This is a genomic window from Streptomyces clavifer (assembly GCF_036345975.1).
Lineage (GTDB): Bacteria > Actinomycetota > Actinomycetes > Streptomycetales > Streptomycetaceae > Streptomyces > Streptomyces clavifer.
Genome location: NZ_CP107793.1, coordinates 4,659,175 through 4,678,995, shown reverse-complemented (window position 1 = coordinate 4,678,995; position 19,821 = coordinate 4,659,175). Strand labels below are relative to the sequence as shown.

Annotated in this window: 14 protein-coding genes; 6 read left to right on the top strand and 8 right to left on the bottom strand. The window is 71.9% G+C overall.

Annotated features, from left to right (window positions below; all coding sequences use genetic code 11):
- Positions 1-91 precede the first annotated feature (91 nt).
- Together OG927_RS20550 and OG927_RS20545 are read right to left on the bottom strand one after the other, a co-directional pair.
- Entirely contained in the window at positions 92-1,144 is a 1,053-nt protein-coding gene (locus OG927_RS20550) for a BMP family lipoprotein (RefSeq protein WP_056796160.1), read from the bottom strand.
- Positions 1,145-1,282: 138 nt separating this feature from the next.
- Complete coding sequence (locus OG927_RS20545; RefSeq protein WP_209471276.1) at positions 1,283-2,527, bottom strand: amidohydrolase; 1,245 nt, start codon at positions 2,525-2,527, stop codon at positions 1,283-1,285.
- Positions 2,528-2,779: 252 nt separating this feature from the next.
- Here OG927_RS20545 and OG927_RS20540 point away from each other — a divergent pair, with 252 nt between their 5' ends.
- The 3 genes from OG927_RS20540 (at position 2,780) to OG927_RS20530 (ending at position 6,432) form a co-directional block, all read left to right on the top strand.
- Positions 2,780-3,796, top strand: a complete 1,017-nt coding sequence (locus tag OG927_RS20540) for a DUF1648 domain-containing protein (RefSeq protein ID WP_330320598.1) — start codon at positions 2,780-2,782, stop codon at positions 3,794-3,796.
- Between the two features lies 1 nt (position 3,797).
- Positions 3,798-4,178: a GntR family transcriptional regulator gene (locus OG927_RS20535; RefSeq protein WP_056796168.1), complete on the top strand. Its 381-nt coding sequence runs from the start codon at positions 3,798-3,800 to the stop codon at positions 4,176-4,178.
- A gap of 1,291 nt (positions 4,179-5,469) precedes the next feature.
- Positions 5,470-6,432 carry a hypothetical protein gene (locus tag OG927_RS20530; RefSeq protein ID WP_056796172.1) on the top strand — a complete coding sequence of 321 codons (963 nt, stop codon included), beginning with the start codon at positions 5,470-5,472 and terminating at the stop codon, positions 6,430-6,432.
- A gap of 616 nt (positions 6,433-7,048) precedes the next feature.
- Here the strand turns inward: OG927_RS20530 and OG927_RS20525 are convergent.
- The 4 genes from OG927_RS20525 to OG927_RS20510 are packed head-to-tail and all read right to left on the bottom strand — an operon-like array spanning position 7,049 to position 11,720.
- A complete protein-coding gene (locus tag OG927_RS20525; protein ID WP_056796176.1) occupies positions 7,049-8,095 on the bottom strand; it encodes a hypothetical protein in 1,047 nt (348 codons plus the stop codon).
- A gap of 11 nt (positions 8,096-8,106) precedes the next feature.
- A complete protein-coding gene (locus OG927_RS20520; RefSeq protein WP_056796180.1) occupies positions 8,107-9,042 on the bottom strand; it encodes an N-acetylneuraminate synthase family protein in 936 nt (311 codons plus the stop codon).
- Positions 9,043-9,054: 12 nt separating this feature from the next.
- Positions 9,055-10,293, bottom strand: coding sequence for an acylneuraminate cytidylyltransferase (locus tag OG927_RS20515; protein WP_330320597.1), 1,239 nt, complete (start codon positions 10,291-10,293; stop codon positions 9,055-9,057).
- Between the two features lie 41 nt (positions 10,294-10,334).
- Positions 10,335-11,720 carry a DUF6716 putative glycosyltransferase gene (locus tag OG927_RS20510; protein ID WP_209469856.1) on the bottom strand — a complete coding sequence of 462 codons (1,386 nt, stop codon included), beginning with the start codon at positions 11,718-11,720 and terminating at the stop codon, positions 10,335-10,337.
- A gap of 208 nt (positions 11,721-11,928) precedes the next feature.
- Here OG927_RS20510 and OG927_RS20505 point away from each other — a divergent pair, with 208 nt between their 5' ends.
- Both OG927_RS20505 and OG927_RS20500 read left to right on the top strand, forming a co-directional pair.
- The gene (locus OG927_RS20505) at positions 11,929-12,909 is read left to right on the top strand and encodes a glycosyltransferase family 2 protein (protein ID WP_056797709.1); all 981 of its coding nucleotides are present in this window, start codon (positions 11,929-11,931) and stop codon (positions 12,907-12,909) included.
- Entirely contained in the window at positions 12,906-14,306 is a 1,401-nt protein-coding gene (locus OG927_RS20500; RefSeq protein ID WP_330320596.1) for a polysialyltransferase family glycosyltransferase, read from the top strand. The genes OG927_RS20505 and OG927_RS20500 overlap by 4 nt, the downstream gene beginning before the upstream one ends.
- A 151-nt stretch (positions 14,307-14,457) precedes the next feature.
- Here OG927_RS20500 and OG927_RS20495 read toward each other — a convergent pair whose 3' ends face one another.
- Together OG927_RS20495 and OG927_RS20490 are read right to left on the bottom strand one after the other, a co-directional pair.
- Positions 14,458-16,782 carry a glycosyltransferase gene (locus tag OG927_RS20495; RefSeq protein ID WP_330320595.1) on the bottom strand — a complete coding sequence of 775 codons (2,325 nt, stop codon included), beginning with the start codon at positions 16,780-16,782 and terminating at the stop codon, positions 14,458-14,460.
- Positions 16,779-18,320 carry a hypothetical protein gene (locus OG927_RS20490; RefSeq protein ID WP_330320594.1) on the bottom strand — a complete coding sequence of 514 codons (1,542 nt, stop codon included), beginning with the start codon at positions 18,318-18,320 and terminating at the stop codon, positions 16,779-16,781. Before OG927_RS20490 ends, OG927_RS20495 begins: the two co-directional genes overlap by 4 nt.
- Before the next feature lie 249 nt (positions 18,321-18,569).
- Here OG927_RS20490 and OG927_RS20485 point away from each other — a divergent pair, with 249 nt between their 5' ends.
- On the top strand, positions 18,570-19,796 hold the full coding sequence (locus tag OG927_RS20485) for an acyltransferase family protein (RefSeq protein ID WP_330320593.1): 1,227 nt from the start codon (positions 18,570-18,572) through the stop codon (positions 19,794-19,796).
- Positions 19,797-19,821: the final 25 nt, after the last annotated feature.

Sequence of the window (19,821 nt, the reverse complement as noted above, 5' to 3'; positions counted from 1 at the left end):
CGGAACTTCTTCGAGGAGCACCCCCGTGGGCCCGGAGCAGCATCGCTGCGCGCTCCGGGCCCACGGGGTTCCGTCCGTACGACCGGGGTCGTTACGGGGCGGTCTTGACGGTGATCTTGCCGTCGATGATCGCCTTCTTCGCCTCGTCCACGGCGGCGATGACCTCGGTCATCTTGGTGAACGCCGGGTTGGACATGGCCAGGCCGACGCCGTCCTTGTCGAGGCCGTAGCGGACCTCACCGGTCTCGGGCTTGCCGTCCTGCACCGACTTGATCAGGTTGAAGACGGAGTCCTCGACGTCCTTCGTGACCGAGGTCAGGATGGATTCCTTGTAGGCGGCGAGTCCTTCCTGGCTGTACTGGTCGGAGTCGACGCCGATGTTCCACTTGCCGGCCTTGGAGACGGCCTCGATCGCACCGGAACCGGCCAGACCGGCCGCCGAGTAGACCACGTCGGCGCCCTTGTCGAGCTGGCCCTGGGCCGCTGCCTTGCCGAGGTCGGGCTTGGAGAAGCCGTCGAAGTTCGGCGGCTGGGTCAGGTACTGGGGGACGACCTTCACCGACGGGTCGGTGTCCTTGACGCCCTGGGCGTAGCCCGCCTCGAACTTCTTGATCAGCGGGGTCTCGACACCGCCGATGAAGCCGACCGTCTTGGTCTTGGTGACCTTGGCGGCGGCGACACCCGCGAGGTAGGAGCCCTGCTCCTCGTTGAAGACGATGTTGGCGATGTTGTCGCCGGTCACCGAGGCGTCGTCGATGATGCCGAAGGTGATCTTCGGGAACTTCGGCGCGACCTTCTTGATGGCGGGCGCGTAGGCGAAGCCGACGCCGATCACCGGGTTGTTGCCGGCGCGGGCCAGCGAGGTGAGGCGCTGGACCTTGTCCGCGTCCGACTCGCCCTCGGAGGGCTCGGCCTCGGTGCCCTTGACCCCGAGGTCCTTCTCGGCGCGGTCCAGACCCGCGAACGCGGCGTCGTTGAACGACTGGTCGCCGCGACCGCCGATGTCATAGGCGATGGCGGCCTTGTTGTCCTTGGAGTCGGAGCTGCTGCTCGACGAGGAGGACGATTCGCCACACGCGGTAACGCTGAGCGCGAGCGCCGCGGACATAACGCCCACGGTGGCAATCCTGGTGATCCGGCGCAAGGGAAGGCTCCTTCAAACCTGACCGAAGCGCCTCTTCCGGCGCTGGTTTCGCCGCGATCGTAACGCGCGTAGATGTCAGATAATGACCTGTACGGAAGCCGTTATCGGATCGTCGCGAACGAAAGGTGTCCTGTCCGGTTACGAGCGGTTGCCGTCGAGCAGCGCGGAGGCGGTGAAGAGCTCCACCGCAACCGTGATCGCGTCCTCGTCGACATCGAAGTTCCCCCGGTGCAGGTCCAGACCGCGGGTGTCGCCGGGCGTACGCACTCCGAGCCTGGCCATGGCGCCGGAGACGTGCTCCAGGTACCAGGAGAAGTCCTCGCCGCCCAGGCTCTGTTCGGTGTCCTCGATCGCATACGATCCGCGCCGGGCGGTCATGGCGGCGTCCAGCAGGCCGATCGACTCGGCGTCGTTCACGACGGGCGGCACGCCTCGGATGTAGTTGATCACGGTCTTGGCCCGATGCATTCCGGCCACCTCGTCGATCGCCGCGTGGACCAGGTCCGGCGCCTCGCGCCAGGCGTTCAGGTCGAGGCACCGGACGGTCCCGGACAGCTCGGCGTGTTGCGGGATGACGTTGGGTGCGTGTCCGGTCTCCAGCCGCCCCCAGGTGACGGCGAGCCCGGAGCGCGCGTCGACCCGGCGGGCGAGCAGGGCGGGCACGTCGACGGCGACCCGGGCGGCCGCGGTGACCAGATCCGTGGTCAGGTGCGGCCGGGCGGTGTGCCCGCCGGGCCCGTCGAGCATGATCTCGAGCCGGTCGCAGGCGGAGGTGATCGCGCCGATCCGGAGCCCGATCTTCCCCACGTCCACCTTGGGGTCGCAGTGCACCCCGAGGATCCGCCCGACACCTTCCAGGACCCCGGACTCGATGGCGTCGGCCGCCCCGCCGGGCAGCACCTCCTCGGCGGGCTGGAAGAGCAGCCGCACGGGGTGCGGCAGGAGCCCCTGCCGGTCGAGCTCGGTGAGCACGAGCCCGGCGCCGAGGACGGCGGTCGTGTGGACGTCGTGTCCGCAGGCGTGCGCGCGGTCGGGCACGGTGGACCGGTAGGGGACGCCGGCCTTGGTGTCGGGGATGGGCAGTGCGTCGATGTCGGCCCGCAGGGCCAGCATCGGCGTCACGCCGTCCCACTCCCCCACGTCACAGACGAGTCCGGTCCCGGTCGGGAGCACCCTGGGCTCCAGTCCCGCTCTCTCCAGCCGGGCCTTGATGGCCGCGGTGGTGCGGAACTCCTGGTTGCCGAGCTCGGGGTGCATGTGCAGATCACGGCGGAAGGCGATCAGCTCGGCACGCAGGTCGTCGGACAGGCCACCGGGCAGCGAGCCGGGCAGGGCGGCTCCCCCGGGCAGCTCGGCCTCGGTCTGGGACGCGCGGGACTTCAACTGGTTCACCCAGTGAAGGGTAGGCCCCCTCCCCCCTCAACTGGCCACAGATCAACAAACTTTCAGCCGCTCAGGCGAACAAAACATGGTGTTGCGGCGTGTGACGGGCAATCCCGGTGGGTAAACTCACCCGCTTTTCAAGCGATTCCCGACCGGGCCGCGAGGCCGGAGCCCGGCCTCCACCCGGCCGAGCCCACCCCTGACTCCCCCTTCCCGTTATTGTTCTACTATGATGCGAACAAGGGGGTAAACATGAAGCAGATAACAGGACGCGGCACCATGGCCGCGCTCACAGCCCTTCCCTTCGCCGTCGCGCTCACCGTGGAACTGGTGCTCTTCGCCGTTCTGCGCGACCGGCTGCCCGATCCGCTCGCCACGCACTTCGCCGGCACCGTCCCGGACGGGTTCACCGGCCTGACCGAATTCGCCGTCCTGTCCGCCGGACTGACGGGGGGCACGGGCGCGCTCTTCGTCCTCGCCGCCACCCGCGGCGCGACGTTCGCCCGCTGGTCGGTCGTCACCGCCTACGGGACCGTCGGACTCGTGGGGTCCGCCCTGGTCTCCGTACTCCTGGTCAACGCCGACGCCACAGACGCGGCGGCCGACGCCCGGATGCCGGTGTGGCACCAGATCGGTGCGCTGCTCGTCGGTGCGGTCCTGGGCCTCGCCGGATGGCTGGTCACGAGGCGCCTGACGCTGCCGGAAAGCCTCTCCGGCCAGGACGGCGCGGCAACCGGCCGGCTCGACCTGGCCGACGGCGAGGTCGCCGGCTGGACCCGCACGGTCTCGTCCAGGCCACAGGCCCTGCTCGGAATCGCGCTCACCGCCCTGGGCTGCGCGCTGGTCGTGCCGGTGGGCTGGCCGGTGGCCGTACCGCTCGCCCTCGTCGGGCTGCTGACGCTGAGCTTCTCGCGCTTCACCGTCACCGTCGGCCCCGGCGGTCTGAGCGTCTCACCCGCCGTGCTCCCCCGGCCCCGGATGAAGGTGCCCCTGGCCGACATGTCCGAGGCGTCGAGCCGGTTGGTCAATCCTCTCGGCGACTTCGGCGGATGGGGCTGGCGGATCCGTCCGGGCGCCACCGGGATCGTCCTGCGCTCGGGCGAGGCGCTGGTGGTGAAGCGGGCGAGCGGCCGCGAGATCGCCGTGACCGTGGACGACTCCGCCACAGCCGCCGCCCTGCTGAACTCACTGATCCCCCGGACGGCGGGCACCGTTCCGGCCGTCCCGCCGACCGGCACCACTTCGACCGATGCGAGTACGAGGCCCTGACATGCTCTTCCGCATCGAACCCGGCTCCGCCGTCCCGCTCGGCGACCAGATCGCCGCCCGGGTACGGCGGGCCATCGCGGACGGCGAGGTGGCCCCCGGCGACCGCCTCCCGGCGGCCCGCGCCCTGTCCGACTCGCTGGGGATCAACATCCACACGGTCCTGCGCGGCTACCAGCGCCTGCGCGACGAAGGAATGATCGAGCTACGGCGCGGCCGCGGCGCGATGGTCCTGGACGCACCCAACACCCAGGCCCGCGCCCGGCTCCTGGACCGCGTGGAAACCCTCGTCGCCGACGCCCGGGGGCTGGGCCTCACGGACGAGGAGGTCCTGGCCCTGGTCCGCACGGGCATGGGCATGGGCACGGAGGTCTCGCCGACGTGAACGCGACGGGACCGCTTCCGGTACGGCCTGCCAGGCCGCGGGAGGGCGGTCCCGTCGCCTGCGGGCGGGTGGCGGCCCCCTCCCCGCGCGGGCAGCCGGCGGCGGCGCGTTAAGCGGCGCGGGCTCGCCAGGGAGCTCTCAGCGGTGATGCGACTCGACGTGCGATGGCGCACGGGTTCGCGGGATGCCGAGGTTCCGGCCGACCGTGTCGAGAAGGGCGGCGTGACGGCTCCGCCAGCCGGGCCGCGAGATGGCGGACCTCTCCTGTGTCCGCGCGCGCATCGTCCAGCATCGCCCGCGCGTGCCCGATCAGCTCGACGGCCATCCCAGGTGCACCGCCTCGACCTGATCGGCGACCCGGGACACGGGGCCGGGCGCGCTCGGCTCCAGCGATGCAATACGCACGTACCCCCCGGAGCATCGAGGGGTTAGTGGGCCGTCGTGCGCACGCGCCCCTCTCCTCGGGCCGTGTCCTTGGTCTGTCTTCTGACCGGCGGCCGCTTACCGGAGGCACCGTCAGGCACGCCTCCCACAGAGCCTGTTCACTCCCGTCGCGCCTTCAGGAGGCCGAGCGATCACCCTCGAACAGGCACGCGATACGGTGTGCCTCGTGTCCGTCGGCCGCAGGCCCCGAAGGCGTCATCCACCGTGCCCGTGGGGGTTTACGGGTGCGGACGGCGGGAGACCGCCGGCGTGCTGTTGTCGGCTGCGCCCGCTGTGAGGCTGGAGGGGCGCGGGAACTGTTGCGGACCGCGCTCCGCGACTCTGCCGGCCGCGCGATGCCGCCCCCGTCAGTTGTCACGCAGAGGAGCCCATCACCATGGCCCAGCACGAAGAGGCGGCGGCCACGCAGAGGAACCCGGCCACGCAGGAGTGTGGGGCCGGCCATCCGGAACAGGTTTCTGTCCCGGAGTCCGGCGAGCGGGATCCTGCGGCCGGACCCATGTCCTCCTCCGCTCCGGAACCGGGGGGCGAGGCGGCCGGAGCCGCGGGCTCGGCTGCCGGTACCGGGAGCACCGAAGAGCCTGGGGAGCCGAAGAAGCCCGGGGCAGGCACGGTGGCTGCCGAGGGCACCGCGAAGGCCGGAGAGCCCGCGGAATCAGGGCAGTCCGAAGGGGCCGGGGATCCCGGAGGGGCCGGAGTTGCCGCCGGGTCCGCGCCAGTCGGAACGTCCCTGGCCTCCAGGGACGTTGAGCGGCCGGCCACGGCGGCCGTCGGCGCCGAGGGTGACGGGGCGGAACCCGGTCCCACGGCAACAGCCACGGGCACCGGCGCGCCCGCTCGCAAGGAAGTGGGCCGCCCCGGCAAGGCGCTGCTGGCGGCTGCGGCGATCGCCGGTGTCCTGCTCGTCAGCATCCCCTTCCTGATCCTCGTCGGTGACGACGGGGACGGTGGGCGGCCCGGTGCGAGCGAGGCACCCGGCACGCTGCTCGGCGGTGGGGGCACGGACGCGCCAGGATCCTTCACGGCGGCCTCACCCGATGCCCGGCAGAGCGGGGGGCCCAAGGCCGGCGGGGCCACGGTCCCGGGCGGCGGTGCGGAGGTGTCCGGCCCGGGCTCGGACGCGGCCGGCTCCACGGCGGGAGGGGAGACCCCGGCGAAGGAGGCGAAGGGCGGGGCCGGCGAGCCCGGGACGAGTACCGCTGCCGCCTCCACCGCGGACGAGCCGGCCCCCGCCCCGAAATCCGGCGCCTCGTCCCAGGCACCGAAGGCGCAGGCGCAGGCAGCCTCCGCCGTCGTGTACACGGGGGTCGTGGGCCACGGTTGTCCCGTCCCGTCCGGTGGCGGCTACAAGCAGGTCAACTACTTCAGCGACGGCACAGCGGGCTGGTACACCCGGACGACCGGAGCCTGGACGCGTGACGGGTGCAACGGTGGTTACGCTGCGGTCCCCATGTCGGGATCCACGGCCACGGACGGCAAGAACAGGGTGATGTGGTGGTGGCGGCCTGGCACCGGAGCGCGTACCTGCCAGATCTCCGTGTTCATCCCGCACAGCAACACGACCCTGTACGTGGGAGGGCACCCCTCCACGTATCACGTGCTGGTCGACGCCAACGACCGCACGACGAAGTACAGCAGTTTCACCGTCAACCAGGCCGGTCTGCGCGGTCAGTGGGTCAGCGCCGGTACGTTCCCGGTGAAGGGCTCCACCATCGGCGTGAAGCTCCTCGACCGGGGTGACGACTGGTCCAGCGGCTGGGGCAAGGCCCATCACGCGGCCGCGCAGATGAAAGCGACCTGCCGCTCCTGAGCTCACGGGCGACGGGCCGGGCCGTCAGGGGGACCGGAGCAGCGTGCGGAAGTCCGGACGTGTGCGACGGCGTCATGTTCTTGCCGTAGCCGGGGTTGACCTTCGGGTACGGGCGCGAGGATGCGGGGTGCGCGCAGGGCGGAGCCGAGGTTGCCGGGTAGCCACGGGATCGCCTTCGGGATCTTGCGGTGAGACCCCGGCCTGGTGCGATCAACACCTGGTCGGGGTCGTTCAGTTGTGGGCACCGCAACCGGCCGCGACTCTTCGCCGCGAATCGGTCATACTTGCTGGTCGTAACAGGTCAGGGAGGGTGGGGAGGTTGTGCCCGTCCCCCCTCGCGGAGACGGTGACCAGGGTGGCGACCCGGGCCTGGCGGTGCTCGTCCGCCGACAGGACGAAGGAGCGGGCGCCGCTCCTTCGGGCCGCGAGGTAGGCGGGTACGCCACCGGGCGGCGACTCGCGTTCCACATGGGCGACCGGCCGCGACGTTCCCGGTCCGTCGGACAGGGTGACCTGGCAGTCGAGCTGCCCACCCGGAGCGGTCCTCGGTTTCCCCGGCATCCGCAGGGCCGGTTCATGGAGCGCCCGGCGGACTCCATCGTGCGTCCCCCCGCCCTCAGCCCTCCGCCGTCACCGCGGTGACCCGCCACGGCGACAGCCGTTGCACGTCCCGGGCCGTCTCCGTGACGCCGCTCAGGAAGCCGTGCGCCCGGGGGGAGGCCGTGTCGCGGAGCCATTCCGGGGCTATGTCGCACACCGCGACCTTCACCCCGGTGCCGACCAGGGCCAGCGGGAGGGTGTGGACCACCGTGGACGGGAAGCTGAGGACGGTGTGACCGATGGGACCGCGGCGGGCGATCAGTTCCAGGGGGAGGTCGGGGCGGACTATCTCCAGGCCGGTGGCTGCTTCCAGGGCGTGGAGCTTGTCCGCGGATTCACGGCGGTGGGCGAAGTAGCGGGTCGCGCCGTGGGTGCGGGCCAGGGCCGTCACCGCCTCCTGGTACGGCACCGGGTCGACCACGCCCGTCTCGACCAGGGACGTGCCGACCAGGTCGGCACCCTTGGTGATCAGGGGCGGGCCGAAGCGCTCGCGGGTCCAGGCGAAGGTGTTGGACGTGATGTCGACGCCCTGCGGTGCCTCCACCGGCATCGCGGTGAACACCTCGACCGTGCGGGTCGCCGACGGGGTGAAGCTGCGGCGGGCCGCCGAGGTGACCGGGGCCAGGAGCAGTTCGCGCGGGCCGCGGCTGCCGCGGCGGTGCCAGCGCACCAGGCGTTCGCCGCGCGCCAGCTGGGCGACGAACTCCATGGTGGCGGTGCCGTCGTCGACCACCGTGATCCGGCGGGTGCGGACCAGGGAGAGGAGCAGCTGCACGTACCGGGAGAACGGGTCCCCGATGACGATGCGGTCGGCCCTGCGGATCAGCCCCGTCAGGGCGCGCAGGGCCTTCAGAGGCGCGCCGGTCTCCCCGCGCGCCTCCTGCCAGCGGACCGTGATGCCCTCGTCGCGGGCCAGCTCCACCATCCTGCGCAGCTGACCGCGCGACATCGGGTCGACCGGGGGGAGGACGACGACCGTGGTGTCGGCCGGGCCTCCCCGGGTGTGGGTCCACTCCAGGACGTTCAGGAGCTGGACCGGGCTCTCGACGAAGGCGAGGTTCACCGGTCGGCCCGTCAGACCGCGACCGGCTCGGCGGCCGGCGCGCTCTCGGTCTCGGCGACGACGCCCGTGACCCGGCGGAGCTTCTTCATCGGGCCGAGCTCCGACTCGTACACCTTCTTCACGCCGTCACCGAGGGAGGCCTCGATGGTGCGGATGTCGCGGACCAGGCGCTGCAGGCCCTGCGGCTCGACGGAGGCGGCCTGGTCGGAGCCCCACATGGCGCGGTCGAGGGTGATGTGGCGCTCGACGAACGCGGCGCCGAGCGCGACGGCGGCGAGGGTCGTCTGGAGGCCCGTCTCGTGGCCGCTGTAGCCGATCGGGACGTTCGGGAACTCGCCCTGCAGGGTGTTGATGACGCGCAGGTTGAGCTCCTCGGCCTTCGCCGGGTACGTCGACGTGGCGTGGCAGAGCAGGATGTTGTCGCTGCCGAGGACCTCGACCGCGTGGCGGATCTGGCGCGGGGTGGACATGCCGGTGGAGAGGATGACCGTGCGGCCGGTGGCGCGCAGCGAGCGCAGGAGCTCGTCGTCGGTGAGGGAGGCCGAGGCGACCTTGTGCGCCGGGACGTCGAACTTCTCCAGGAAGGCGACGGCCTCGGTGTCCCACGGGGAGGCGAACCAGTCGATGCCGCGCTCGGCGCAGTGGTCGGAGATGGCCTGGTACTCGGCCTCGCCGAACTCGACGCGGTGACGGTAGTCGATGTACGTCATCCGGCCCCAGGGGGTGTCGCGCTCGATGTCCCACTGGTCGCGCGGGGTGCAGATCTCCGGGGTGCGCTTCTGGAACTTGACGGCGTCGCAGCCGGCCTCGGCGGCCACGTCGATCAGCGCGAGGGCGTTGTCGAGGTCACCGTTGTGGTTGATGCCGATCTCACCCGTGATGTAGACGGGGTTGCCGGGACCGGCGGTGCGGGTGCCGAGCGTGCGCAGACGGGAGGTGCTGCTCATGGTGGTGCTTCCTTACCTGGTGGGGGCGTGGGTGGTGGTGAGGGTGGGGCCCAGGAGCCAGGCCGCGATTTCGCGGATGGCGCCGAAGCCTCCGGGTGTGGTCGTGACGGCGCGCGCCGCAGCGCGTACCGAGTCGTGGGCGCTCGCTACGGCGACGGGCCAGCCCGCCAGGCCGAAGCAGGGCAGGTCGTTGACGTCGTTGCCGACGTACAGGACGCGGCCGGGGTCGAAGCCCTGCTCCTCGCACCACTGCTTGAGCGCCAGGTCCTTGCGGTCGATGCCGTGCAGGACGGGGACCTGGAGCTTGCGGGCACGGGCGGCGACGACCGGGTTCTGTTCCGTGGAGAGGATCAGGAGCGGTACGCCGGCCTTGCGCAGGGCGGCGATGCCGAGGCCGTCGCCGCGGTGCACGGCGACGGTCTCGTGCCCGTCGGAGTCGATGAGGACGCGGTCGTCGGTCTGCGTGCCGTCGAAGTCGAGGACGACCGCGTCGACGTCCTCGCGGGTGGGCAGCGGTGACGGGTCCAGGAGTGGCGCGAGGGCGCGGGCGCGGGCCAGGTCGTGCGGGTCGTCGATCTCCAGCACCCGGGCGGGGTCGGTCCGTACGAGCGCGGTGTGGCCGAAGAAGCGGTGGCGGTGGGTGCGGAAGCCCGGGACGTCCATGGCGTACGCGGCGCCGGTCTCCAGCAGGTCCTGGGGGCGGTCCTGGCGGCGGGGGCGTACGGCCTTGTCGTGGTTGACGCCGTAGGTGTCGTCCTCCACCGGGCTGCCGTCGCGCCAGACGAAGCCGTGGAAGGGGGCGACGGTGACGGCCGTGTCGGCGCCCTCGCGGGCGACCGCGGCGGCGACGCCGTCGATGTCCTCGCGGGTGACGAAAGGGCTGGTGCACTGGACGAGGAGCACCACGTCGGCCGAGCGGCCCGGCCGTATCGACTCGTAGGCGTCCAGGGCGTGCAGGACGGCCGCCTCGCTGGTCGCGGTGTCGCCGGCGATGGCGGCGGGGCGGTGCACGCAGTGCAGCCGGCCGGACTCGCCGAGCGCGTCGCCCGCGGCCCGGGCCGCGTCCGCGATGGCCGGGTCGTCGGTGGTGACGACGACGTCCGTGACCTCCGGGGAGGCGAGGCAGGCACGGACCGCGCGGGCCACCAGGGGGACGCCGCCGACCTGGGCGAGGTTCTTGGCGGGGACGCCCTTGGATCCGCCGCGGGCGGGGATCACGGCGAGCACGGTCGGGGCCGGTGGCGGGGTCATGGCTGCTCCTGGAGCGAGGGTCGTGGCGGCGGGGTCGGCGGTCACAGGTCCCCCATGCGGCGGATCACGGGGGCGACCCGCTGGACGCCGTGGCGGTAGGCGCCGCGCGCCGCGTTGCGTACGGTCCGGCGCACCGCGCCCCTGACCCGGCCGGTCTCCCCGGGCGCCACGGCGCCCGGCAGCGGGTGGCCGTCGGCGGAGAGGTGGTGGCGGGCGAGGATGCCCGGGAGGTATCCGGGGGCGGTGGCGGGGGTGTAGTACGGCGCGAGGCCGGGGAGGGTGTCGCGTCCGAGGAGGACGGCGACCTTGGCCCTGGCGGTGTCGTAGGCCGACGCGTACGAGCCGTCGGCGGCGACGCCCTGGCCGGACACCCACTCCTCGTCGGGCCGCGGGCGGTGTCCGCCGTCGAGGCCGTCCCAGGAGGTGACCAGTCCGGAGCCGATGAAGTGGTGGTTGCCGAGGGTCTCCCGGACGCCGAGGTCGGAGAGGATCGCGGTCGGGATCCGGCGGTGCAGGGACTCCAGCGCCGCCGTCGAGGAGACCGTGACCAGCAGGTCGGTGCGGTCCAGGACCTCGCCCATGTGCCCGTACACCAGGCGGAAGTTGGGCGGCAGCCCGCCCGGGATCCGCTCCGCGAGCCGCTGGTAGGGCAGCTCCTCGATGTGGGTGGTGTGCTCGCCGGGCTTGGAGCGCAGCTTGAGGAGCACCTCGCGCTTCGGGTGCAGCCGGGCGTGCTCGACGAGCCTGCGCAGCAGATAGGTGCGGTCGGCCCGGGAGGCCGGTACGGAGGGCTGGGCGGCGAACACGACGGTGTCGCGGCCCTCTTCGGGCCGGTAGGGCGCCCCGCCGAGGAAGGGCAGGGCCGCCTCCGTGACGGCCGACGCGTCGGCGCCGACCCCTTCGTACACCGCGCGGAACCGCCGGGCGTCGTCACGGGAGTTGGCGAGGACGATGTCCGCGCCGTGCCGCAGCAGGAGCCCGTCGGCGAGCTTCTCGTAGACGACCCCCACGTACCCGGTGACGACCACGGGCCTGCGGGGCAGGCCGAGGGCGGCCAGGCCGTGCAGCATCGCCTGGACGGCGCCGCCGACGAGGGCGAGCACCACGACGTCGTACCCCTCGTCCCGCACGTCGTGCAGGAATTCGACGGCCGTCACCTCGCGCACCCGGCCGGCGTCCACGCCGACCTCTCCGACCTCGGCGAGCTGCCGGGGGGTCGGGGTGGCACGGCCGCGCAGCAGCAGTCCGCTGATCTCGACGGGACGGTCGTCCTCGCCGGGCCCGTCTCCCGGGGCGGTCAGGCGGCGCGCGGTGAGCGCGCCCCACTTCCACCGGGTGTCGGAGTCGGCGAGCACGGCGACCCTGAGGGCCGGGGAGGCGGCTGCGGTGTCGGCCGGGTCAGCCGAATTGCTGGTACGTGGAGGCACGTCCTAAAAGCTAGGAAGGCATTTCGATGGGCGGCCCAACGCGGGGGCAACAAATGGTTAACAGCCCACCGACGATTGGCCAATCGGCCCCGGATCACCCGTCGTCCCACCCGGAATCCGGCCGGTTCACCATTCCTACATTCGCCGTTCACCCGCCGTCCTCGCCGGGGACAAGGCACATGCCAGGGCCCGGCCTAGCGTGATGCGGGTGGTCAAGCTCTCCGTCATCATGCCGTTCTTCAACGTGCAGACATACGCGCCCGACGCCCTGAGAAGCCTGCGGGCCAACGCCCGCGAGGACTTCGAATTCATCCTCGTCGACGACTGCTCGACCGACGGGACCCGGGAGATCCTGGAGCGCGCGGCACGCGACCTGCCCGGCGCCGTTCACATCAGACGGGAGGAAAGCGGAGTGTCGGCCGCCCGTAATACGGGGCTGAATGCGGCGCGCGGTGAATTCATCACGTTCCTGGACGGCGACGACTGGGTGTCCCCCGGCTATTTCGAACAGCTGGTGGCGAACATCGAGGCCCTGGGCTGCGATTTCCTCCGGACGGACCATGTCCGGTGCACGGGCACCGAGCGCACCGTCCACCGGGTGCCGTACGGTCCGCGCGACACCGTGGTCGATCCGCGGGCGGTGATCCTGCCCTACGAGCGGTCGACGCCGGTCGACTACCCGTACTCCTGGGCGGGCGTCTACCACCGCCGGCTCCTCGACGGCGGCCTGCTGCACTTCCCGGAGAACCTCCGCACGGCCGAGGACCGGCCGTGGATCTGGCGACTGCACCGCGAGGCGGAGTCATTCGCCGTGTCCGGCCTGCTGGGCATCTTCTACCGGCGGGGCGTCGCCTCCTCCCTCACCCAGATCGGCGACATGCGCCAGCTCGACTTCATCCCGGCCTTCGACCAGGTCATCGCGGACACCTCGCTGGACCGTGACGCGGACCTGTACCTGCCGAAGGCCGTCCGCACCTACTGCGCGATCATCACGCACCACCTGTCCGAGATCTCGAAGTTCGAACCGGCCGTGGCCCGCGCGCTGCGCACCATGAGTGCGGCGGCGTTGCAGCGCATGCCGCAGCGGGTGCTGGACGACGCCCTCGACTCCATGGACGTCGAGCGGGCGACCCTGCTGCGCCGGCTGCGGCGCAGGCCCGGCACCGTGAAGGAGGTGGCCGCGGCATGAGCACGCCCCGCACCGGCTCCGCCGGAACCACACCGACCGCACGGCGCAGGACGCAGATCTTCCTCGCCTCCACCCTCTACGGGACGGCGACCCTCGCCGCCGCCCTCGACTCGGGCCTCTTCGGCGAGGCCGACCGGCGCATCCTCCTCGTCGCGAACAACGCGGCGGTCCCGGAGACGTCGCTCTCCGTCGACGCGATGCCGGGGTTCGAGCGGCTGCGCGGGCGGTTCGACGACGTGGTGTCCTGGAACGAGACCATCGCGCCCTTCCACCCGAGCGCCTGGTCGCCCCGGCCGGACGATCTGCCCCTGTGGGAGCGGTACCTGCGGCTCGCCTGGGGTCTGGGTGACGACGCCGTCGAGCTGACGATCGAATCCATCCAGGTCGACCCGGCCATCGGGGTGGCCCAGATCTTCACCGGCGTACCGATCGACGTGTACGCCGACGGGCTGATGAGCTACGGCCCCACCCGCAACAAGGTCGACCCGCTGGTCGGGACGCGGGTGCGGCGCGTGCTCCACCTCGACCTCGTGCCGGGGCTGAAGCCGCTGCTGCTCACCGAGTTCGGCGCGGCACCGGTGGTCGTGGGGAGCGAGGACTTCCTCAAGGTACTGGGCGAACTGGCCGACGTGTCCGTGGACCTGCCGTCCGTGGACGGGCCGGCGCTGCTGCTCGGCCAGTACCTCTCCGCGCTGAAGCTGATCTCACCGCAGGAGGAGGAGGAACTGCACCTGCGGATGATGCGCGGCGCGTTCGCGCTGGGCCACACCCGCCTGGTGTTCAAGCCGCACCCCACCGCCCCGGCCCGGTGGACCCGGGGGATGGAGGCGGAGGCGGAGCGGCTCGGCGCCGAACTGACCGTGCTGGACGCCGGGATACTCACCACCCCGGTGCTCGCCGAGGTCCTCTACCAGCGGATGCGCCCCGCGCTGGTCGTCGGCTGCTTCTCGACCGCGCTGCTCACCGCGTCGGCGCTCTACGGGCTGCCGGTCGCACGCGTCGGCACGGAGATGCTCCTCGACCGGCTCTCCCCGTACGAGAACAGCAACCGGATGCCCGTCACCCTCGTGGACGCGCTGCTCCCCGAGCTGACCGACCGCCCGTCGGTCGAGGCCCAGCGGCCCTCCGCGGGGACGGAGCCGGACGTGCCGGCCCTGGTCAGGGCCGTCGGCTACGCCATGCAGCCGCGCATACACCCGGGTCTGCGGCCCGACGCGGAGCGTTACCTCTCCACCCGGCTGGACGCGACGACCTGGCGGTACTTCAAGCGGCGACGGCTCACCTCGCTGGGGCTGCCGGGCGGAGTGCCCGCCCAGTTCGCCTTCCTCCCCCGGAACGCGGCGGTGCGCCGGGTGGTGCGCCGGGCGCGGCTGCTGCGGCGGGCCGTCCGGAAGTAGCGCGGGCACCTCCATGACGAGAGCCGGGCGGACCTGGGACCAGGTCCGCCCGGCTCTGTTCGACCCCGTGTGGGGAAAGGGCCCGTTCCCCGGGTCGGGCCCTCCGAGGAGCGCGCCCGTTCCCGGGAACGGGCCGTCCCCGGGAATGGCGTCAGACGGTCCGGCCGCCCAGGATGACCCGCAGGTCCGCCGCGTTGGCCTCGGTGACCTTCCACAGCTCCTGCTGCCTGCCGTGCACATCGGCGACCGCCGCCGCGTGGTCGGACAGCATTCCGGCCGCCCGCTCGACGAGCCGTGCCCCGAGGCGCCGGTCGTGGACGGAGATGCCCCACTCGGGCCGCTCGATGTCCGCCAGGAAGTACGCCATCTTGGGGTGGGAGATCAGGCTGATGATCGGCGTCCCGCAGCCGAACGGGATCATCCCCGCGTGCCCGCGCATCCCGATGACCAGCTTCGTACGGGCGTAGGTGTCCCGGATCGCGTCGTTGTCGAAGTCGTACATCGGGATCACCGGCAGCGAGATGCCGTGCTCGCGCCGCAGGTCGAACGCGATCCGCTCGTCGTCCAGGGAGTGCGCGACGCACTTCACCTCAGCATGCGCGCCGAGCCCCTTGACCGCGGTGGCCATCTCGCCGAGGAAATGCCCGTAGTCGTGGCCGAAGCGGAGACCGGCCCTGTCGTACGCGGCGTTGACGAGGACGGTGTTCTCCCGCTCGGCGGGATCGGTCCAGCCCGCCGTCGTCTGCCGGGTCACGGTCGTCGGGCAGGGCTGGAAGCGCACCTTGTCCCGCAGGCCGGCGGGGAGCAGGTCCCGCACCTTCTCGATGGAACCGTGGTTGCGCAGCCCGAAGAACGCGGAGCGCTCCACCAGCTTGCGCAGGCTGGACAGGAAGCGGTCGCGGCTCCGGCCGTAGGCCTGGCCGTCGAAGGCGTTGAAGCCGACGGCGTAGACCATGACGGGGACGTCGATCCGCTCGAGCAGCGCGTCGGGCACGTTCCACTGCCAGCCGCTGTTGCCGTTGGGCGCGGTGTCCGGGATGAAGAGGCCACCGCCGCCGATGACCAGGCCGCGGCGGGCGTTGACCCGTTCCAGCGCCGCCTCGTCGAAGAGGCGGTGGGCGTGCACGGAATGCCAGCGGGCGGGGCCGGTGTCCCGGTCGAAGGCGAGGCGCACGCTCTCCGGCAGCAGCTTGTCCCCTGCGTTGCCCTGCTGCTCCATGTAGAAGGCGACATGCGCGAGCTGCTCGGCCGGAGCGCCTTCGGCGGCCTGCTTCGCACTCGTGGTGCGCCTGTACATCAGCCGGTTCGCCCGGTGCGTCGGGTCGACGCCGAGCCCGTCCAGGGCGTACTCGGCGGCCGCCGTGTCGTCCCCGTGGATCCAGGCGATCTGGGCGAGCCGCCCGAAGGAGGTCGCCGCCCTGTTGGGTGCGGCGGTGGCCAGCATCAGCTCGGTGCGGGCCTCCCCGTAGCGGGAGACGCTCATCAGGGCGTGGCCCAGCACCTCGTGCGCCCAGCCCTCGTCGACCGGGATCCGGATGCCGCCCAGGAGGTCCACCGCCTCCTGGTACTCCCCCGCCCCGATGTGCGCGCTCGCGACGCGCCGGGCGGTCTCCACGTCACCGGTCCGCCGGACGTGCGGGGTGCCGTAGTGCACCAGCAGGTCGTGGTGCTTGGCCCCGGGCAGGGAGAGGTAGGCGTCGTGGAACTCGGCCTCGGACAGCTCGTACGCGTGCCAGCGGTCCTCGGCCTGGCCGTAGCCGGCTTCTCCGCCCTGCCACGGCTTGTGCCGCCCGGTGAAGTGCAGGATCGCGGTGTCGTCCGGGACCGGGAGGTCTCCCGAGAGCCGTCGCTTGACGAAGTTGTACCGGGCGTCGAGGTGGAGGAACCCGCCGTCGAGCACGGCGTTGAGGATGCCCTGGTCGTGCTTGTCGAGCTCGTACGAACCCTTGCGCCCGACCTCGTCCAGCTTCGCGCAGAACGCGTCGCTCAGGTAGTCGCGCTGGATGACGAGCAGCCCGCTGTTGAGCTTGTGCTGTCCGTAGAAGAACTGCGGTACGGCGGCGAGGCCGTCGCGCAGCTCCAGCAGTTCGCCCAGGTCGCCGAGGACCACCATGTCGGTGTCCAGGGTGATCACGGTGTCGTAGTCACGCACCCGGAACACGTCGAGGATGAAGTACGCCTTGCGCACCAGGTAGTTGTCCTGGTCGCCCTTGGCGTAGCCGTCGTAGTGCGCGGCGTCGACCTGGCGGAAGGACACGCGCGGGTGCAGGGCGCGGATCCTGGCGATCGAGTCGGTGCGCAGGCCGTCGTGGAGGACGAGGAAGTCCTCGCAGACGGACGGGTTGGAGAGGGCCAGGCTGCGGAGCAGCGTCAGGAATCCCGGGAGGTAGTTCTCGTCCACGAAGCTTGCGAAGGCGACCCGGCGCTTGCCGGTGAGCGCGTTGGCGGCGGTCGGGATGGAAGGCGCGGTCGTCATCGCAGTCGGATCCTCGCATCGGTGACGCTCTGGGCGCGTTCCATGACCCACGCCTTTTCGCTGGTGTACTCGTGCACGGAGGTGATGGGCATCTTCATCGCGCCGGCCAGCCGGTAGGCCCCGCTCTCGTAGAAGTCGAAGCCGATCAGGTCGAGCCGCGGGCTGACGTCCAGGAAGTCCAGCAGCCACAGCATGTTGAAGCCGGTGGTGGGGATGGAGGGCCACACGTCGCTGCCGGTCCTGCCGATGTCGCGCAGCGGCCAGCGCAGCGACTCGTCGCCGAGGTAGGTCTGTGCTCCGGGTACGAGCCGGCTGCGCAGGGACTGCTTCCAGCCGCCGGAGACCCCTCCGAAGACGAGTCTGGTCTCCACGCGCTGGTCCCAGTTGAAGCTGTGCTTGTGGATGGTGGCGTGGATGTCGGTGCGCCGTCCGGTCGCCGCCGGGTCGATCTTGTACGAGTTGAAGCGGACGACGAGGTCGTAGGCGTCGATCTCGGCGCCCATCGAACCGTTGCCGACCCGCTGGGAGTTGGCCACCAGACAGATCGAGCGGCCCGCGATCAGGTTGCGGAACTCACCGAGGGTGATCCACTCGACGCCCCCGAAGGTGGGGTCGGCCACGGCACCGCGCGACCGGTTCCTGCGCTGTTCGGCGTAGAGCTCGGTGAGTTCGGTGAGCGGGTCGGGCCCGGTGGGGTCGCCCGTGCCGCCTCCGCCGCCGACGACGCCGTGCGCCTCCCTCGCGAGACCGAGGTAGTGGGACGCCGTCTCCTGGATCTCGGTCACCGGGGTGCCGTTCCGGGTCTGTGCCAGCAGCGCTCCGACCAGCCGCGGCTGCGCCCCGGCCCAGTCGCCGCGGGCGTGCAGCTCCAGGCCCTCGGCCCAGGCCTCGATGACGGGGCGGGCGGCGAACTCGCGGGACCCGGGGCAGTCGTCCTCCAGCCTCCGGACCAGCTCGTGCTGGATCTCCCCTCCCAGCCGCAGTCCGGCGGCCTTGGCGGCCACACCGAAGCCGTCGTCGTCGGTCAGGCCGAGGTAGCGCTCGTAGGCGTCGACGGCCGCGGTCTCCGACCCCATCGCCTCCAGGACCCGGGCGCGCAGCCGCCAGCCCGCGCGGGAGCGCTTGCGCTGGGTGAGCACGGTGTCGGCGACGAGCAGGGCGAGCTTCGTCTCGTCCTCGTAGCCGCACTCCAGCGCCTTGTTGCCGACCGCGAGCAGCGGGTCCATGAGCTCGTCGCCGAGCACCGGTCCGGTGCTCGCCCCGCTCTTGACGCTGCGCCGTATCAGCGGCAGCGGGACGGCTGCCGCCGGAGCGGCGGGGGCCGTCGCCGCATGGGCGGCGAGCAGGTGCCGCAACGCCTCCGCGAGGGCCGTGCGACGCCGGTCGAGTCCCGCGACGAGCTTTCCGCTGTGGGCGGCGCAGGCGCGCAGGCACACGTCCAGGTCGGTGGGGGTGACGGCGATGGGGGCCGTGCCCGCGCGTGGGGCCGGGACCTCCACGTCACGTTGCCGTTGCCAACGGGGGCGGGCTTTCGTCATGGCGCTCCAAGCGTCTGATGCCCGTGGGGGGAGGTGGGCGTCGAGTCGTACGCGGTCACGGACACCTCCGCCGAAACGGTCCGGGGGTGGCGTCCGCACAGCGGGTTGCGGTTCGGCGTCACGGTAGAAAACCCGTACGACCGCCAGATGAACTCGCCCTGTCAGCACGGAAAACTGCGCGCTTCCTGACCGTTCTGTCCCTCTGCCCCGCCCTACGCTGACGCGGCGCACCGGCTGAATGGAGTGGCTGTGACCATCACACCGCAGGACGCGGGGAGGACCGGAGCGGGGCCGTCGACGGCCACCGCGCCCCCGGGGACGGGCTTCGCCGAGGAGGCACGCGTCCCCGCGCCTCCCCTTCCCGGCGACGGATCCGGGGCCTCCTCGCCGCCGGCCCCGCGGCACTCCCGGATGCGCGCCCTCGACGGGCTGCGGCTGCTCGCGGCGCTGATGGTCGCGGCCTATCACTACGGTGGCCGGGGCGGTGACATCACCGCGGCGTGGGGCAGTTCGCCCGCGGTCCAGTTCCCGACCGCCCACACGTGGTTCGCCTACGGGCCGCTGGGCGTGCAGATCTTCTTCGTCATCAGCGGTTTCGTGATCTGCATGAGCGGCTGGGGGCGGTCGCTGTCCTCGTTCTTCGTCTCGCGGGTGGCACGCCTGATGCCCGCCTACTGGGCGGCGGTCGTGCTGGTGACCCTGGTCTTCGCGCTGCCCGTGGTGGCGTACGAGGCGGTGTCGCCCAGCGACGCACTGGTCAACCTGACCCTGCTCCAGCAGCCGTTGGGGGCGGACCGGGTCCTCGGGGTGTGCTGGACGCTGTGGGCGGAGATCCGCTTCTACGCGCTGTTCGCCCTGTTCGTCGTGCTGCCGGGGGCGAACCGGCGGCGGATCGTGCTGTTCTGCGCCGTGTGGACACTGGCGGCGGCTCTCACGAAGGCGTCCGGGGAGCCGTTCCTCGACGTGCTCCTGATGCCGGAGCACGCCCCGTTCTTCGTCGGCGGTATCGGCCTCTACCTGGTCCACCGTGACCGCCGCGACGCGGTGGCCTGGGGCATCGTCGGCGTGAGCTGGCTGCTGGGTCAGCACCACGCGGTGGCGGACCTGTGGCATCCGGCGGGCCAGGACGCGTTCTCGTACCGCTCGTCGGCGGTGATCATCCTGATCGTGACGGCCGGCTTCGCCGTGGTCGCCGCCATCGCCCTGGGCGCGCTGCACCGCGTCGACTGGCCCTGGCTGACGGTCGCGGGGGCGCTCACGTACCCCTTCTACCTGGTCCACGAGCACCTGGGATGGGTGGTCGTGGGGGTGCTGCACCGGACCCTCGGCGTCCCCGCGGCACTCACGGCCGTGCTCACGGTCGGGGCGATGCTGGCGCTGGCCTGGCTGCTGCACCGGTACGTGGAGCGGTGGTCCACCCCGCTGCTGCGGAAGGCCCTGACGCCCTCGGCCGCCCCGCGGAGAACCGCCCCTTGACCTCAAGCGTGCTTGAGCTCCTACG

Excerpts from the sequence above, each read along its gene's own strand:
- OG927_RS20520 (WP_056796180.1), bottom strand. The coding sequence starts at position 9,042 with ATGAGCAGCACCTCCCGTCTGCGCACGCTCGGCACCCGCACCGCCGGT.
- OG927_RS20540 (WP_330320598.1), top strand. The coding sequence starts at position 2,780 with ATGAAGCAGATAACAGGACGCGGCACCATGGCCGCGCTCACAGCCCTT.
- OG927_RS20535 (WP_056796168.1), top strand. The coding sequence starts at position 3,798 with ATGCTCTTCCGCATCGAACCCGGCTCCGCCGTCCCGCTCGGCGACCAG.
- OG927_RS20490 (WP_330320594.1), bottom strand. The coding sequence starts at position 18,320 with ATGACGAAAGCCCGCCCCCGTTGGCAACGGCAACGTGACGTGGAGGTC.
- OG927_RS20495 (WP_330320595.1), bottom strand. The coding sequence starts at position 16,782 with ATGACGACCGCGCCTTCCATCCCGACCGCCGCCAACGCGCTCACCGGC.
- OG927_RS20515 (WP_330320597.1), bottom strand. The coding sequence starts at position 10,293 with ATGACCCCGCCACCGGCCCCGACCGTGCTCGCCGTGATCCCCGCCCGC.
- OG927_RS20500 (WP_330320596.1), top strand. The coding sequence starts at position 12,906 with ATGAGCACGCCCCGCACCGGCTCCGCCGGAACCACACCGACCGCACGG.